Origin of the sequence: Flavisphingomonas formosensis (genome assembly GCF_009755815.1) — a bacterium.
GTDB classification, from domain to species: domain Bacteria; phylum Pseudomonadota; class Alphaproteobacteria; order Sphingomonadales; family Sphingomonadaceae; genus Flavisphingomonas; species Flavisphingomonas formosensis.
This window is the reverse complement of the sequence record NZ_WRPK01000014.1, coordinates 77,734-93,906: the sequence shown is the minus strand read 5'-3', so window position 1 is coordinate 93,906 and position 16,173 is coordinate 77,734. Positions and strand designations below refer to the sequence as shown.

Below are 16,173 nucleotides of genomic sequence, written 5' to 3'. Positions count from 1 at the left end.
TTGGGGGTCCTGCTGCGTGGATAATAACCGCAACGTCATCCTGGCGATCTTCCTGTCGGCCCTGGTGGTGATCGGCTGGATGCTGCTGGCGCCGCGCTTCCTGCCGACGGCGAATCCGCCGGCAACCAAGATCGTCGATGGCAAGCAGCTTCCCGTCGCGCCGCCCGGCGCACCGGCGCCCGAAGTGGTCCGCGACGTCGCGGTGGCGCTGAACGACGGCCCGCGGGTCGCGATCGATACGCCGCGCCTCAAAGGATCGATCAATCTCAAGGGCGCGCGGATCGACGATCTGCTGCTCGTCTCGCACCGCGAGACGATCGCGAAGGATTCGCCGCCCGTGCGCCTGCTCGCGCCCAGCGGCACCAAAGATGCCTATTTCGCGTCCTTCGGCTGGACCGGGGACGGCGTTGCCCTGCCAGCATCGGATACGCTGTGGAAGGCCGACGGAAACGTCCTGACTCCCGCCAAGCCGGTGACGCTGAGCTGGGCCAATCCGGCCGGCCAGATTTTCGCGATCCGCATCGCGATCGATGCCAATTACATGTTCAGCATCACGCAGAGCATGTCCAACGCCAGCGCGAGCGCCATCGCGATCAAGCCTTACAGCCTGATCTCGCGGGTCGGCATCTCTAAGGATCCCGACACCTGGACCATGCACACCGGCCCGATCGGCGCATTCGGCGGGGCGGCCAATTACAGCGTCAACTTCAAGGACGTCGACGCGGCCGGTGCCGGCGGCGTGCGCTTCAACGATGGCGACTGGCTGGGCTTCGGCGACAAATATTGGCTGACCGCGCTCGTTCCGGCGAACCAGGGCCAGGCTGCCTCGGGCTTCCGCGCCTTCGAAGGAAATCGCTACCAGGCCGATATCAGCGGCGCACCCGCGATCGTCGCGCCGGGCAAGGTGCTGAGCACCAGCACCCGCCTGTTCGCCGGTGCCAAGGAAGTCAACGCGCTGCGCGAATATGAGAAGGGCGGCATCATCCAGTTCGATCGCGCGATCGATTGGGGCTGGTTCTACTGGTTCGAACAACCGATCTTCTGGCTGCTCGATACGATCTTCAAGGTGACCGGCAATTTCGGCGTGGCGATCATCCTGCTGACCTTGATCGTCCGGGGCGCGATGTTCCCGGTGGCGCAGCGCCAGTTCGCCTCCATGGCCGGCATGCGCGCGATCCAGCCGAAGATGAAGGCGCTGCAGGAGCGCCATAAGGACGACAAGGCGACGCTGCAGAAGGAGATGCTGGCCCTCTACCAGAAGGAGAAGGTCAACCCCGTCGCCGGCTGCCTGCCGATGTTCATCCAGATCCCGATCTTCTACGCGCTCTACAAGGTGCTGATGCTGACGATCGAGATGCGGCATCAGCCCTTCATCCTGTGGATCAAGGATCTGTCCGCGCCCGATCCGCTGACCCCGCTGAACCTGTTCGGCCTGCTCAACTTCACGCCGCCGGGCTTCCTGCACCTGGGCGTGCTGGCGATCCTGCTCGGCATCACCATGTATCTCCAGTTCAAGCTCAATCCGACCCCGATGGACGAATCGCAGAAGCAGGTGTTCGCGATCATGCCCTGGGTGTTCATGTTCATCATGGCGCCGTTCGCGGCGGGTCTGCAGCTCTATTGGGTGGTTTCGAACCTGCTTACGATCGGGCAGCAGAAGCTGCTCTACAGCCGGCATCCGGCGCTGAAGGAAGCTCAGGCGAAATGAGCTTCGACGACGAGGCCGTGGAGGCCGCACGGCGGCTCTTCGCAGGCCCCGTCGGTTTCCTGAAATCGGCGCCTGGGCTGCAGTTCCTGCCGGATCCGGACGTGCCGGAAGTGGCTTTTGCCGGCCGGTCCAACGTCGGCAAATCCTCGCTGCTGAACGCGCTGACGAACCGTAACGGCCTTGCCCGCACCTCCAACACGCCGGGCCGCACGCAAGAGCTGAACTTCTTCGACGTGGGCACGCCGCCGGTCTTCCGTCTCGTCGACATGCCCGGCTACGGCTTCGCTAAGGCGCCCAAGGACATGGTCCGGCGCTGGCGCCATCTGGTGAACGATTTCCTGCGCGGGCGCCGCGTGCTGAAACGCACGCTCGTGCTGATCGACAGCCGCCACGGCATCAAGGACGTCGATCGCGAGATCATGCAGATGCTCGACAATGCGGCCGTCTCCTACCGGCTGGTGCTGACCAAGGCGGACAAGGTGAAGGCGACGGAACTGGCGGCCGTGACGGAACGCACCGTCGCGGAGGCGCGTACGCGCCCCGCGGCACACCCCGAGGTATTGGCGACATCGAGCGAAGGCGGTCTGGGTATCGCCGAACTGCGCGCAGCCGTGATAGAAGCGATCTTCTGAGCCGGCTCAGCCCTGGGAGGAATCCGGGGTCAGCGTCACGCCTCGCGGCTTCGCATCGGCCAGCGAGCGCGGCAATTGCGGCGCCGCTTCGTCAGACGGCTTTGCTGCAGGATCTCCTCCTAGCGAAAACAGCCAGGCAGCATCCGCATCCGCGAAATTGGAAAAGGTCTGCGCGGGCACGCCATAGGGCGCCGACAGGCGATATTCGGTGATCGGGGCTCCGGCCGCATCCCGCCGCTCGACGCGGGTGAGAATGACTCCAAATGCCGATCGGACTATTGTCTCGTTCATGGCGACCTCATGCCGCGGGTCACCCCACCGCAGCGGATATGTGCCTTACCGATCGGTTGCGCATTAAAATGGGTCAAGCGGCAACCACTTAGCGATCCGTCGCCAAATCCGGCAGGGATCGTAGCGCCGCCTTCCGCATTGATGACGTTTCAAGATGCGGAGATCGTCATGACACGATTCGGATATAAGCTGATGAGCGAGGAGCATGGCTCCCTGGCGCTCGTCGAAAATGCGCGCCTTGCCGAAGCCGCCGGCTTCGACTTCGTTTCCCTCTCGGACCATTTCCACCCCTGGCTCGACGCACAGGGCCATTCGCCGTTCGCCTGGAGCGTGCTCGGCGCGATCGCGCAGGCCACCTCACGGATCGCGATCACGACCGGTCTCACCTGCCCGATCATCCGATACCATCCCGCCATCATCGCCCAGGCGGCCGCCACCGTGGCTCTGCTGAGCAGAAACCGCTTCACCCTCGCCGTCGGTGCAGGCGAGCGGTTGAACGAACATGTGACCGGCGCGCGCTGGCCGTCCGCGCCCGAGCGGCACGCGATGCTCGCCGAAGCGATCGAGATATTCCGGCTGTTGTGGTCGGGGGGCGTCCATACATATGTCGGCACCCATTTCACCGTCGATCACGCCCGGCTCTACGATCTTCCCGACCAGCCGATTCCCATCATGGTCGGCGTCAGCGGCCCCGCATCGATCGCTCTGGCGGCGGAAAGGGCCGATGGGATCATGGCGACGGAGCCCAATCCCGATTTCGTTTCCGGCTTCCGCGAGAAAGCCGGGAAGGATGGTCCTCGCTATGCGGAAGTCGCGCTTGCTTATGCGTCTTCCGAGGAAGAAGCACTGGAGATGGCCTATCGACGCTTCAGCTTCTCGGCTTTCGGCTGGGCGGTGAACAGCGAGTTGCCGCACCCGGCGGGCTTCGAAGCGGCCGCACGCTATATGCGCCCTAGCGACCTGGCCGAAAGCATCGCCGCCGGCCCCGATCCCGAACGCCATCTCGCCGCGATCCGAAAATATATAGATGCGGGCTATGATCATGTCGTGCTGACCGGCATCGGGCCGGATCAAGCCGGTTTCATCGATTTCTATCAGCGCGAACTGAAGCCGAAGCTGGGCGTGCTAACCGCCTGAGCGGATCGGGTCTCCAGCAAAGGCAGATGCCTTTGCTGGATAGAATTCACTGGGATGGGCGCGCCCTTGCATCATATGAGTTGAAGCACCGCGCTCGCAACGCCGAGCACCGCCAGAGTCGCGCCGAGCAGCAACTGGCGATTGCCGGTGAACCGCTCCAGAGGAACACCGATTTCCCTGCCGATAGATGTCATGAACCATCTCCCTTCGGGAGGAGCATATAGGAAACAAGGCTGATCGCGTCATTCGATCATTCTTTCTTAGAATTATCGAACAAAGCAATCAGTCTGCCGGATCGGATGGCCGCCAGCCTTCCGTTTCTTCCTTGACCTCCTCAACCGCGCGTCCGGCTGAATCGCGGGCCGGCTCGAAGCGGTAACGGCGTTGGATGATGGGGCAGGTGATCGCATCCAGCTCGACATAGCTGCTTGGCCGGACGACTTCGCACGTCCCGACGCGGCCGTCGGGGCGTACCACATAGCGCACGCGAATGGCCAAGGTCCCGGCATCGCGCGCCGAGCGCGGAAAGTCCGAATCCCTGAAACGGCCTTTCATGAGACGGGCGCGGATCGCGATCTCGCCCGAACCATAACCCGTGCCGCGGCCCGTACCGGCTCCATTCTGTCCGGCGCCGGAGCCGGCACGATCGGAAGGGCCGAAGGCTTGGCCCGTATCCGTCGCAGGCATCGGAGCAACGATCACCGGTGGAGGCGGCGCCAGCGCGACCAGCGGCGGCGGGGCGAAGACGGGCGCGGGACGGCGCGCACGATCATGCCGCGCGCCGGAAGGGCCATGGACGGGCAGACGCGGCGGCTCGCCCCGGCGTTCATGGGGCGGCGACGGCTCGGGCAGGACGGTGAATATCGCAAGCGCATCCGATCCCGCGGCGGGCCTTTCGCCGCGCAATCCCATCACCAGCACATAACCGAGCAGCGCCTGCACGAGCAGCACCGTAAACGCCGAGAGAAAGCGCTCGGCGCCGCGGGGACGATCGACGAAGCGGCTCATTTTTTCCGGCCTCGACGACCAGCCGTGCCGCCTGTCCTGCCTTGTCCGCCATCCGCGCATCGAGCGTCTCCGCCCCTTCGCGGACAACATCCATCCCGCAGCGGACGTTCCCGCCGCCGCTCGCTACGTCCGGCGCGCGGCCTGCGCGGCCGGGAGCCAGTTGCCGTGAAAACCGGGCGGCACGCGATGCGGGATATGGATGCGCGCAACCGGATCCTGCGCAAAACGCATGGCATCCAGAATGACGAGCTCGGTCTCTTCGCGCGGAACATCGACGACGAGACCGATCATCCACCCCTCCCCTTCCGCACCGTCCGGCGCAGCAGGAACGAAGACGAACTCGCCCGGATGGCGCCCCGGGCCGAATTCGTGAACCGCCCGCCCTCCGGTCTCCAGATCGTGGCGATAGAGCGATGTGCCGGGACCGAAGCGTTCGGGTGCATCCGGTGCCAGGGCGATCGTATGGACGTACCGATATGGCTGGCCGAAAAAGCGTTCGTCGACGCGTGGAAATTCCTGCGGGGCGGAATCGATCGTCCGGATCGAAACGCTGCGCGCGACCGGATCGATCGTCCAGCGTTCCAACCCGCGCGACGCCGCATCAGGGCCCTTCGCATCGCCATCGAACATCGTCTCATAGGCGCAGACGTCGACCACCAGTCGCCCGTCCGGCAGATCATAGGCGTTAGCAACGTGGAAAACATAGCCCGGCGTCACCGGGCACCAGATGATATCTTCCGCCCCACCGCCGCGTGGCAGCAGACCGATGCGAGCAGGATGATCCGGATTCCATCGATAGGGCAGACCATGCCCGCAGATCAGCGCCTTCATCGAAAAGGTCACGGGAAGATCGAGGATGATCGCGTAGCGGGCCGTGATCGCGCAATCATGGATCATCGGGCCGTGCGTCACGGGGATCGCCAGCTCGCGTATGACATGCCCAGCACGATCGATCACGACGTGGCGCACCTCGCCCGGCTGCGTGGCCTCATAGCAGATCGCATGCTGCTCGCCGGTCAGGGGATCGAGATGCGGGTGTGCGCTGAAGGACCCGGCCAGCGTGCCGTCGAACGGGTTGTAACGCTGCTCGTCGAGAGTCTCGGACAGCTCGACGGGATAGCTTCCCGCTTCGACCAGCGCCCATGTGCGGCCCGCAATCTCGGCGACGTTGGTATTGACAGTTTCGAAATTGCCATGCCGGGGCCCCGGCGCCTGCTGGATGCCCAACGCGGCGCCCACTGCCTTGGAGCGGATCCAGCGGTTGCGATACCAGAGCGCGCGGCCGTCCGCGAGGCGCACACCATGCACCATGCCGTCGCCGATGAACCAGTGATAGCCGACAGGATCAGGCACGACCGGATTCGGCCCGATGCGCAGATAGCGCCCGTCCAGGGCCGCTGGAATGACGCCCTCCACCTCCAGCTCGTTCAACGTCAGCTCCACGCTCATCGGGCGATGAATACCCGTGAGGAAAGGATGTTCGCCCTCCGTCGGCAGGCGCCTGCGGTTGAAGGCTGCAACGGCCTCGACACCTTTGGTGACGGTCGATCGGATCAGCGTTTCGACTCGGCTTCCCATGACATCCTCCGATGTTTACACCGTTACCATGATCCCAGATGATAACAGTGTCAACATTGGAAGGCCACGCTATCACCATGGCGACCTCAAGGCCGCCCTCGTCGACGCCGGCCTCGGCCTGCTGGCCGAACGGAGGGTTGAGGATGTTTCACTACGCGAAGTAGCACGGCGCGTCGGCGTGAGCGCGACGGCGGTCTATCGTCACTTTCCGGACAAAGCCTCGCTGATGCGCGCACTGGCGGAAGAAGGGCTCGCCCGCCTCGCCCGCGCGCAGCATGAGGCCGCGGACGCCGCGGGCGGCGGCTCGGCCGGTTTCGCGGCCACCGGGCGTGCTTATGTCCGCTTCGCGCTCGCCAATCCGGCACTGTTCCGGATGATCTTCGCGTCGCCTCCGCTCACGGCATCCGAAGAGAGCGGCAAGGAAGTGGAGGCCATGGCTTTCCTGCGCGCCAACGCCGCCGCGGCGGTCAACGACGACCCGCACAGCCGCGCCGCGTGGATTCGTGCCGTGCGGGCCTGGTCGCAGGTCCATGGCCTCGCCATGCTGATGCTCGATGGCCAGATCGCACCGAGCGACGCGCTGATCGAAGAGGTGATCGATCCCGGCAGTTGCACCTGATAGGTATCGGTCCTTCCGGTCCAGGGGAGACGAACCGATGCTGCGCACTCTCTATCCTCCGATCGAACCCTATGAGAGCGGGATGCTCGACGTCGGCGAGGGGCACAGCATCTATTATGAGCGGAGCGGCATGCCCGGCGGCAAGCCGGCCGTCTTCCTGCACGGCGGACCAGGCGGCGGCATCGCGCCCGAGCATCGCAGCCTGTTCGATCCGGACCTGTATGACGTCATGCTGTTCGACCAGCGCGGCTGCGGCCGATCGACCCCGCATGCCGGGATCGAGGCGAACACGACTTGGCATCTGGTGACGGACATAGAGCGGCTCCGTGCTCTCGCCGGCGCGGAGACCTGGCTGGTCTTCGGCGGCTCCTGGGGCTCCACCCTGGCGCTGGCCTATGCCGAAACGCATCCCGAGCGGGTAAGCGAGCTGGTGTTGCGCGGCATCTATACATGTACCCAGCCGGAGCTCGACTGGTTCTATCAGTTCGGCGTCTCGGAAATGTTTCCGGACAAGTGGGAGCGGTTCGTGGCGCCCATTCCGGAGCCGGAGCGGCACGATATCATGGCGGCCTATCATCGCCGGCTGACCGGCGACGATCCGGACGTTCAGGTGGCCGCCGCCCGCGCCTGGAGCCTCTATGAAGGCGAGACCATTTCGCTGCTGCCCGATGCGGGGCGTGCGGCGCAGCATGACGAAGGCCACTACGCCCTCGCCTTCGCCCGGCTCGAGGTCCATTATTTCATGAACGGCTGCTGGCTGGAGCCGAACCAGTTGCTTCGCGACATCGGCCGGATCCGGCACGTTCCCGGCACCATCGTCCACGGACGCTACGACATGCCCTGCCCCGCGCGCTACGCCTACGCGCTGCACAAGGCCTGGCCCGAGGCGGATTTTCACCTGATCGAGGGCGCGGGCCACGCCTATTCGGAGCCGGGAATCCTCGACCGGCTCGTCCGTGCCACCGACCGCTATGCCGGCAAACCATCCGAAGCGGGCTGAGAGGCGGGAAGCGGCCGCTCATCGCCCGCCGCGCGATTGCACTTGCCTCGCAACGTTTCGGAATGTAGTTCCTAAATTGTGATGCCCCGTGCGGCGCCCTCGCGCCGTCCGCGGACAGCGCGTCCGCTTTGGGAGAGAAGCAATGAATGACGTCTCGTCGAAAATCGGCGATGCCGAACTGGCCTATTTCAACGGATCCGGGCCGAAGCTCACCACCGAGAGCTCGACGCTGATCAGCTCGTCGCCCTATCTCAACAATCCCAAGCTCCGCGAGATGATGGGTCAGGAGATGCTGCGCCGGAACGGTGCCGACCTGCCCAACACCGCCTACATCCCCGACATGGTCAAGATGTTCATGGAGCATGAGGATTGGGGCCGGATCGTCCAGCTGATGGAGGAGGAGAAGCAGCGCCTCCCCGAGTTCAAGGCATGGCTGGAAGGCCGCAAGATCTCGCTCTTCAAGCAAGAGGAACTCGACGGTGCCGAGCCGGGCACGCTGCGTCACGTGATCTGGGATTTCGTGACCAACAGCGGCATGAGCATGGACTTCTTCTATCAGGGAATGGAGATCCAGACGGACCTCGAATTCATGATGAAGGAACGCTCGACCACCCATGATATCGAGCACATGATCACCGGCTTCGAGACCAACCATGCCGGTGAAATCGCTCTGCTCAAGGCGAACGAGCGCGCCGTCTACAATTATTTCAAGCCCGAGCTGGCTGCCTTCTTCTTCCGCACCGGCGCCTTCCTGCTGGCCAAGTCGAAAATGCGCTGCAGCCTCTTCTATCCGGACTGCTACAAGGTGGAGCTGGAGGCCGAGGAAATCGGGATCGCACAGGGCAAGACCTGGAAGCATCCCCTCTTCATCATCCCCTATCGCGACTATCTCGACTGGAAGATCGTCGACATCCGCGAGGAGTTCGGCATCACCGGCGCGCCGCCGTCGGGCTATTGGGACTGGACGACCGCGGTCAGCGAAGATCCGCGTAACGACAATCAGCCGGGCGCGACGGCGATGGCCGCCGAATAAATCGCCCGCCAGATCCGGTCATGACGAAGCCGGGCTCGTTCAGCGCAACGGGTCCGGCTTTTCATTTGGAGCATCACGACGTTCGTTGATACCTCATACCAGCGGAAGCTGGGATCGCCGTCGACAAGGCTAGCCGCTCGAAGTGGATAGCGATCCCAGCTCCCGCTGGTACGACGAGCTCAATTCAATCCAAAGTCATCCTTTGCTCACTTTTTCGGATACCGCGATTTCCGAGCCGGCAGGCGAATCCACGCGCTTCGATATCGCTCCAGGTCCATTCCGACCTTATGCCGCAGCACCGCGATCCGGCGATGCTGCGCCCGTGGCCTTCCGGAGGAAGCGGGATGATCAGCCGGCGGCGTCGACCGTCTCGCGGATCACGGCATAGTTGTTCTGCACCGCCAGTTCGTTGCGGCCGAATATCAGCTCCTTGATCGATCCGGATGCGAGCGCCCGGTGGGCGGTCGTCACGCCGAACGGGAAATCCTCGTTCATCACGATGTTGTGCGCGCTCTGCCACACCATCTCGAAGAAGCCGTCATTGCCGTTCATCTCCGCCGGTAGCTTGCTGTAGCAGCTGTGCTGGACGATCGTGGTGTCGACGCTTTGCGGGAAGATGCGGAACACCTCCAATATCTGCGGGCTGTTGATCAGCACGATGCCGGGAAACAGCACATAGGCGATCAGCAGATGATCCTGGAGCTGCCGCTCCTCCGGCGCATGTGCCGCGACATGATCGGGCAGCGTGCGGTTCGCCACCGCGATGCGCTGATGCTTGCCGAAGCGATCCACGGTGTTGACATTGGGGACATAGAAGGTCGCAAGATTGTTCTTGTGCGCCTGAGCGAAATGGTAGCTTTCCAGGAAGGTGTCGTAGACCAGCTTCCAATTGCCCTTGAGCGCCACCGGCTCCGAGCGCGCACCCGTGACCTTGTCGAATTGCCACAGCGCCAGTTCGCGATCGAGATCCGGGCCAAGGAAAGTATCGAGATCCAGCGGCGCGTCGGCACGCGGTGAGACGAAGACGAGCCCGTGCCGTTCCTCGCACGGCACCTGAACCAAGCCATGCTCCTTCTTGTCCAGCCCTTCGAACGCCTCGGGGCAGGCAATGCCCTTGAGATCGCCTTCGTCCGTATAAGCCCAGCCATGATAAGGGCAGAGAAAGCCGCCCTTGGCATTGCCGGCATCGTCGTAGACGAGCGCAGCGCCGCGATGCCGGCAGCCGTTGACGAAAGCCTTCACCTCGCCCTTCCTGGTGCGGGTGACGATGATCGGCGTATCCAGCTCCTGCACGCGGCGATAGTCGCCGGCATGGGCGATGTCGCTGGAGAGACAGGCGAGAATCGGCATCCTGTCGAAGATCGCGGCCTTCTCTCGTGCGAAATGGGCAGGATCGAGATAGGCCGAGGCCGGAACGGTGATGTAGGTCGGCGCTTCGTCCGGCCGTTTGTTTCCGATCAGCTTCAGCAACCGCTCGCTCAGCGATTGCAGCAGTTCTGCATCGGCCGTCGCCGTTTTTACGTGACCGAAGCGCTTCCCCGCCTCGGCCATCATCTCTCCCATGAGGCCAATCTTTTCAGCCGGCGCTTCCACCAGCGCTGCGCTCGCCTGCTCCATCGCTTCTCTCCCAAGCTCGGTACGCGTTGCCATGATTATGGTCGTGATCATGCGTTTGGCCGGCTGGCGCCGATCGGCTGGGCCGGGCAGCCGCAGAATATCGGAACCGAACCTGGGGCGCCATCTCAAAATGGAGCATGCTCTAAAAGCTCCACCTTCGTTCAGGACGGTTGCGCTGCCAGCCGCCAGGCGGCAGGGCGAGGCCATGAAGACGGCGCTGGCAAAGCTGTTCGGACATAAAGCGGAATGCCGACAGGCCCTTCGCGTGGCGCTGGCCGCGCTCGTCACCTTCATCCTCTACAAATGGCTGCATCTGCCCCAGGGTTATTGGGCGGTGTTCACCGTCGTGATCGTTATGCAGGGTTCGGTCGGCGGCACGCTCGGCGCTGCAGGCGATCGACTGCTGGGCACGCTCGCCGGCGCGCTGTTCGGAGGAATGGGTGCGCTCCTGGCGCCTGCGGAGGGGCCGGCGCTCCCGATCGTGCTGGGGATCGTCATCGGCGTCACCGCCTTCGCCGCGGCGCTGCGGCCGCGACTTCGCATCGCTCCCGTGACGGCCGCAATCGTGCTGCTCAGCCGCCCGCCCGGCCTCAGCGCCGAATATTTCGTCGTTGATCGGGTGATCGAGATCATGCTCGGCGGGCTGATCGGCATTCTCGCTACACTGCTGCTTTTTCCCGCCCGTTCGCGCGGGGTAGTGGCGACACGGGCGGCTGCGGTGCTGGACGGCATCGAGGCGATCCTGCTGGAAAAGGCCGCGGCCGTCACCCGCGGCGAAGCGGCCTATTTCGTCAGCGGCCATGTCGCGCTCCGCAAGAAGCTGGCCGCGGTAGACGATGCCGTTGCCGACTCGGGCCGCGAACATCGCGCCCGCCTCTCCGAGGACGCCCTCTCGCCCGCCCTCGCCCGCACGCTGTGGCGCGTGCGCAACGATCTGGTGCTGATCGGCCGTACGCTGGATCAGCCCTTGCCCCAAGCCGTTGCGCCCGTCCTGGCGCCGGCCACGGCCGAGCAATTGCGTGCCGAAGCGAAATTCGCGGCGCTTTGTGCCGCCGCGTTGCGCACGGGCACTGCGGTGGTGCGCAGCGAAGACGAGGAAGAGCGGCACGCCTTTGCGGATATGTTCGACGGCATCCGCCACGAAGGGCTCACCCGCGATCTCGACTTCGAAGATGCAGGCCGCGTTTTCGGCCTCGCCTTCACGTTGGAGCGGCTGCACCGCGACTTCGCCGACCTGGCCGAACGGATCGGGGAGATCGCGACGGGCAAGCGCCCCGGGCCAGCCAGCGCGGCTTCGAGCGGCAAAGCAGTGCCCGAGGACTGATCTTTGCGAAAGCGTGGAACCCGTCCCGCGGCGACGAGTTCATGAACCCGAGGACCGGCTTCATCCCCCCCGCTCACCGGTCTTCGCAGTTGCGTTCCGCCCCGTCTGGTTCCCCCGCCAGGCGGGGCGATGCGCATCCAGCACAAGGCCGCCGCCGCATATCATCCCGTCGCTACATCGAAGATGTCGCCGGGCTGCCCTGCCGGGAAGCGATCTTGTTCGATGCCTCGCCCCGCCAGCGCCGCGCGAAGCAGATATGCCGGCTCCTCGCGCGGTTCGTCCGTCAGCTGGAAGCTACCCCAGTGGATCCCGATGCCAAACTTGGCCCCCAGATCGTCGAATATGCGGACCGCCTCTTCCGGGTCGGTATGCTGGGCGGACATGAACCAGCGCGGCGCATAAGCGCCGATCGGGATCAGCGCGGCATCCGGGGAGCCATAGGCTGCGCGCATGCGCCGGAAGATCTCACCATCGCCATATCCCGTATCGCCGGCAAAATAGACGCGCCCGGCAGGCGTATCGAGCATGAAGCCGCACCAGAGCGCCATCCGGCGATCCCGCGTTCCGCGTGCCGACCAGTGATGGGCCGGCACGAAGTGCGCACGCGCGCCATCTCCCACGTCGACGCCGTCCCCCCAGTCTCCGGTGGCAAGCCGGGCATCCGGGATATGACGACGGACGATCACATCGTTACCCAGCGGCGTCACGATCAACGGGCGATGCACGGTATGGAGCCCCGCCAGCGTCGCGACGTCGAGATGATCATAATGATTGTGCGAAAGCAGCACGGCATGGATGGGCGGCAGATCCGCGAAGGCGATGCCCGGCGCCGTCACGCGCCGCGGACCGGCGAAGGACAAGGGACTCGCCCGATCGGACCAGAGCGGATCGGTCAGCAGATTGACGCCCGCAGCCTGGATCAGCAGCGTCGCATGGCCGACCATGGTGATGCGCAGCCCCGCCACGTGGGGATCCGGCACGACCGGGCGAATCGCCACCTCGCCCGGCCAAACCGCCGCTTTCTCCCGCAGTTTCCAGCGCAGCATGTCCCGGAGGCCACGATCGGTTTCGGCATGGTCGGGATTGAAAAAGCGAAGGCCGTCGAAATGATCGCTCCGGGGCCCGCGATAATATGGATTCTCGGCCAATCGTCCCTCGCTGCTTGTGCCGCGGAGATGGGGTGTCGCCCGCCGACCGAAAAGACCTAGGCCGCAGCCGGCGCCGCGTGCACGGTAGCCGGCCGCGCTCCGCGGGCGGCATAGCGGCGGGCCAGCGTCGCGCAGACGAAGAGCTGGGCCTGGTGGAACAGCATCAGCGGCAGCACGATCAGGCCGACGGCGTGGCCCGGAAACAGGATCGCCGCCATGGGAATGCCGCCCGCCATGCTCTTCTTCGATCCGCAAAAGACGATGGCGATCTCGTCCTCCGTCGAGAAGCCGAGCCAGCGGCTCACCCCGGTGGTGGTGGCGATGACGATGGCCAGCATCACCAGATCTATGGCGAGCACCAGCAGCACGCTGGCAACCGAAAGCTGCGTCCAGATTCCAGCGACCATGCCGGCGCTGAAGGCGGCATAGACGACCAGGAGGATAGAGCCACGATCGACGATCGCGGTGAGCGTGCGATGACGTGTCAGCCAATTGCCCATCCAGGGCCGCACGGCCTGCCCGACCGCAAAGGGCAGCAGGATCTGAAGCGCGATATCCTCGAGAGCATGGGCCGAGAAACCGGCGCCAGCGGCCGGCAGCAGCAGCGAGACGAGCAGCGGCGTCAGCACGATCCCGAGGAGGTTGGAGAGCGACGCGCTGCACAGCGCTGCAGCTACGTTCCCGCGCGCAATCGAGGTGAACGCGATCGAGGACTGCACCGTGGACGGCAGCACGCAAAGGAACACGAGCCCGACTAGAATGTCATGCGGCAACCAAGGCCGCACGACCCTGCCGGTCACCAGCCCGATCAGAGGGAACAGAAGGAAGGTGCTGGCGAAGACGAGCGATTGGAGGCGCCAGTGCGAAAGGCCGGCCCAGATCGCCGCCGGCGAGAGCCGTGCGCCGTAGAGGAAGAACAGCGCCGCGACCGCGGCATAGACTCCGCCATTGGCGACCGCGACTCCCGCACCGCGTGCTGGGAACAGGATCGCGAGGCCTACCGTACCCAACAGTAGAAGCAGATAGGGATCGATCGGCAGGCGGGCGATAAAGGTGCGAACGCTGGACATGGGCAGGCTCCCGGTTGCGCCGCCGAGCTATGACCGCCATCGGTAATGCACAATCCCGATCACCATGATAATAGTCATCACGAAAGGCGATGACCATGACGACCATCCATCCAGACCTGCTACGCACGCTCGTGACGATCGCCGACGCGGGCAGCTTCACCGCCGCCGCCCGCGCCCTGGGCTTGCGGCAATCGACCATCAGCCAGCATGTCCGGCGCCTCGAGGAAGCGACCAGCCGGCGGTTGCTCGACCGCGACACGCATCGCATCGCGTTCACCGCGCAAGGCGAGGCGATGCTGGATCAGGCGCGCCGGGTGCTCGAAGCGCATGACGGGATGGCCCGTTTCCTAAGCGGCGTGCCGCTTCGCGGGCGGCTGCGCTTCGGCGCGTCGGAGGATTTCGTGCTTTCAGCGCTGCCGGACGTTCTCGCAGCCTTCATCCGCCGCTATCCCGGGGTGGATCTCGAACTCTCGGCGGGGCTCAGCGAGGATATTTACGCTGCCTTCGATGCCGGCCGGCTCGACATCATCTTCGTCAAACGACGGGCCGGCGACCGGCGCGGCATCACGGCCTGGCGCGAGCCGATCGCCTGGGTCGGCCAGCCGGGCTTGCGGCTCGACCTTCATGCACCCTTGCCACTACTGCTCTATCCGCCGCCGAGCGTAACGCGCGCCAGCGCCCTCGAAACGCTGGAACGTGCCGGCCGGCCGTGGCGGATCGCCTTCACCAGCGGCAGCCTCAATGCGCTCGGCGCCGCGGCGCGCGCGGGGATCGGCCTGATGCCCCATTCCATGCGGCTGATTCCGCCCGGCCTTGCCGTCGCCATGCAGGCCGCCGACTTGCCCGCACTCGCGGAGTTGGAGTTCGTCATCATCGGTCCCGGGGGACATCATATGGTTGCCGACACGCTGACGCAGGTGATCCTGCAATGGGCCGCCTCCGGCCGCACCAACGCCTGAATTCGATGCCACGGAACCAGCCTTTACGAGAGCGGACGGAAAATGACGGGCCTGTGGGTCATAGGCTTGCCTCATCCGGCGATGCGGCCCACGCTGCACGCTCGGAGGAGAGACGAGCCTGATGATTTCCGAATGGACCGTGACGCGCCGCGCCGACACGCCGCACGCGGCGATCGAGTTGTGCCGCGGACACTGGCCCACCCCCAATGAAATCGTGCGGCTCGAGCAGTGGCCGACGCTCAGCTTCGACATGAACAGCGCACCCGAGGCCAAATATGGCTGCTATCGCGACGTCGTACAGGCGGATTTCCTGCCGATGGGCGATCTGATCTTCCAGCCCGGCGGCACGCGGCTGCATTCGCGCGGATCGGGCGGCACGCAGATGTTCCTGCGCATCGGCTTCCGGCCCGACGCTTTCGCCGGCCCCGATCGCCTCGTGCCCGATCATCGCGATCCCGAGGTGCAACGCCGGATGATGCATGTCGACCCGCCGGCGATGCTGGCCTTCACCAGACGCATCCTGGCCGAGCTCAAGGCGCCGGACATGGGATCCGCCTTCCTGCTCGACAGCCTGACGCTGATGCTGGCGGCGGATCTCGGCGCCTTCCTTTCAGGCCAACGCGGCGAAGTCGTTCAGCGGACCGGCGGCCTGGCGCCCTGGCAATTGCGTCGGCTGGCCGATCGAATCGACGACCCCGCCGCGCCCTCGCCAAGCATCACTGAGCTCGCCGCGCTGCTGCGGATCACCCCGCGTCATCTCGCCCGCGCCTACCGCGCATCGACCGGCGGCACGCTCAGCGACGCCGTCGGTCTCGCACGCCAGGCACGGGCCGAGCGGATGGTGCGCAGCGGAAATCGATCAATGGCGGAGATTGCCGCACTACTCGGATTTTCCGGCACGAGCAGCTTCTCCACCGCCTTTCGCCGCCGCGCGGGCTGCTCCCCGCAGCAATTCGCCCGCAGGCTGCACTGACGCCCAGGCGCTTTGCGTCCCGTCCGCAAAATCCGTGTCCGTTCGCGTAAAGCCGGTGCCTTGCCCGCCGCTTGGC

General features: G+C 65.0%; 16 protein-coding genes. 9 read left to right on the top strand and 7 right to left on the bottom strand.

Going from position 1 to position 16,173, the window contains the following annotated elements:
* Positions 1-16 precede the first annotated feature (16 nt).
* Together yidC and yihA are read left to right on the top strand one after the other, a co-directional pair.
* Entirely contained in the window at positions 17-1,708 is a 1,692-nt protein-coding gene (yidC, locus tag GQY20_RS28665; RefSeq protein ID WP_157220600.1) for a membrane protein insertase YidC, read from the top strand.
* Positions 1,705-2,340, top strand: a complete 636-nt coding sequence (gene yihA / locus GQY20_RS28660; RefSeq protein ID WP_157220599.1) for a ribosome biogenesis GTP-binding protein YihA/YsxC — start codon at positions 1,705-1,707, stop codon at positions 2,338-2,340. Before yidC ends, yihA begins: the two co-directional genes overlap by 4 nt.
* Positions 2,341-2,346: 6 nt before the next feature.
* Here the strand turns inward: yihA and GQY20_RS28655 are convergent, their stop codons facing one another.
* Complete coding sequence (locus GQY20_RS28655) at positions 2,347-2,631, bottom strand: hypothetical protein (protein ID WP_157220598.1); 285 nt, start codon at positions 2,629-2,631, stop codon at positions 2,347-2,349.
* Between the two features lie 168 nt (positions 2,632-2,799).
* Here GQY20_RS28655 and GQY20_RS28650 point away from each other — a divergent pair, with 168 nt between their 5' ends.
* On the top strand, positions 2,800-3,768 hold the full coding sequence (locus GQY20_RS28650; protein ID WP_157220597.1) for a TIGR03557 family F420-dependent LLM class oxidoreductase: 969 nt from the start codon (positions 2,800-2,802) through the stop codon (positions 3,766-3,768).
* 71 nt (positions 3,769-3,839) lie between these two features.
* Here GQY20_RS28650 and GQY20_RS32895 read toward each other — a convergent pair whose 3' ends face one another.
* From GQY20_RS32895 to GQY20_RS28640, 3 genes are all read right to left on the bottom strand, one after another.
* Complete coding sequence (locus GQY20_RS32895; RefSeq protein WP_269769794.1) at positions 3,840-3,962, bottom strand: hypothetical protein; 123 nt, start codon at positions 3,960-3,962, stop codon at positions 3,840-3,842.
* Positions 3,963-4,050: 88 nt separating this feature from the next.
* A complete protein-coding gene (locus GQY20_RS28645; protein ID WP_157220596.1) occupies positions 4,051-4,776 on the bottom strand; it encodes an energy transducer TonB in 726 nt (241 codons plus the stop codon).
* 123 nt (positions 4,777-4,899) lie between these two features.
* Positions 4,900-6,354, bottom strand: a complete 1,455-nt coding sequence (locus GQY20_RS28640) for an 8'-apo-carotenoid 13,14-cleaving dioxygenase (protein WP_157220595.1) — start codon at positions 6,352-6,354, stop codon at positions 4,900-4,902.
* A gap of 28 nt (positions 6,355-6,382) precedes the next feature.
* Here GQY20_RS28640 and GQY20_RS28635 point away from each other — a divergent pair, with 28 nt between their 5' ends.
* The 3 genes from GQY20_RS28635 (at position 6,383) to GQY20_RS28625 (ending at position 9,006) form a co-directional block, all read left to right on the top strand.
* Positions 6,383-6,973 carry a TetR/AcrR family transcriptional regulator gene (locus GQY20_RS28635; RefSeq protein WP_232476307.1) on the top strand — a complete coding sequence of 197 codons (591 nt, stop codon included), beginning with the start codon at positions 6,383-6,385 and terminating at the stop codon, positions 6,971-6,973.
* 37 nt (positions 6,974-7,010) lie between these two features.
* Complete coding sequence (gene pip, locus GQY20_RS28630) at positions 7,011-7,973, top strand: prolyl aminopeptidase (protein WP_157220593.1); 963 nt, start codon at positions 7,011-7,013, stop codon at positions 7,971-7,973.
* 142 nt (positions 7,974-8,115) lie between these two features.
* Entirely contained in the window at positions 8,116-9,006 is an 891-nt protein-coding gene (locus GQY20_RS28625) for a Coq4 family protein (protein ID WP_157220592.1), read from the top strand.
* Positions 9,007-9,354: 348 nt separating this feature from the next.
* Here GQY20_RS28625 and GQY20_RS28620 read toward each other — a convergent pair whose 3' ends face one another.
* On the bottom strand, positions 9,355-10,623 hold the full coding sequence (locus GQY20_RS28620; RefSeq protein WP_198351265.1) for an aromatic ring-hydroxylating oxygenase subunit alpha: 1,269 nt from the start codon (positions 10,621-10,623) through the stop codon (positions 9,355-9,357).
* A 205-nt stretch (positions 10,624-10,828) separates the two neighbouring features.
* Between GQY20_RS28620 and GQY20_RS28615 the strand changes: the two genes are divergently transcribed.
* Entirely contained in the window at positions 10,829-11,947 is a 1,119-nt protein-coding gene (locus tag GQY20_RS28615) for an FUSC family protein (RefSeq protein ID WP_157220590.1), read from the top strand.
* 161 nt (positions 11,948-12,108) lie between these two features.
* Here the strand turns inward: GQY20_RS28615 and GQY20_RS28610 are convergent, their stop codons facing one another.
* Both GQY20_RS28610 and GQY20_RS28605 read right to left on the bottom strand, forming a co-directional pair.
* Positions 12,109-13,095, bottom strand: a complete 987-nt coding sequence (locus GQY20_RS28610) for an MBL fold metallo-hydrolase (protein WP_157220589.1) — start codon at positions 13,093-13,095, stop codon at positions 12,109-12,111.
* Positions 13,096-13,151: 56 nt separating this feature from the next.
* Positions 13,152-14,165: a bile acid:sodium symporter family protein gene (locus tag GQY20_RS28605; protein WP_157220588.1), complete on the bottom strand. Its 1,014-nt coding sequence runs from the start codon at positions 14,163-14,165 to the stop codon at positions 13,152-13,154.
* Between the two features lie 95 nt (positions 14,166-14,260).
* Between GQY20_RS28605 and GQY20_RS28600 the strand changes: the two genes are divergently transcribed.
* Both GQY20_RS28600 and GQY20_RS28595 read left to right on the top strand, forming a co-directional pair.
* Positions 14,261-15,124 carry a LysR family transcriptional regulator gene (locus GQY20_RS28600; protein ID WP_232476306.1) on the top strand — a complete coding sequence of 288 codons (864 nt, stop codon included), beginning with the start codon at positions 14,261-14,263 and terminating at the stop codon, positions 15,122-15,124.
* A gap of 121 nt (positions 15,125-15,245) precedes the next feature.
* Positions 15,246-16,097 carry a helix-turn-helix domain-containing protein gene (locus GQY20_RS28595; protein ID WP_157220586.1) on the top strand — a complete coding sequence of 284 codons (852 nt, stop codon included), beginning with the start codon at positions 15,246-15,248 and terminating at the stop codon, positions 16,095-16,097.
* Positions 16,098-16,173: the final 76 nt, after the last annotated feature.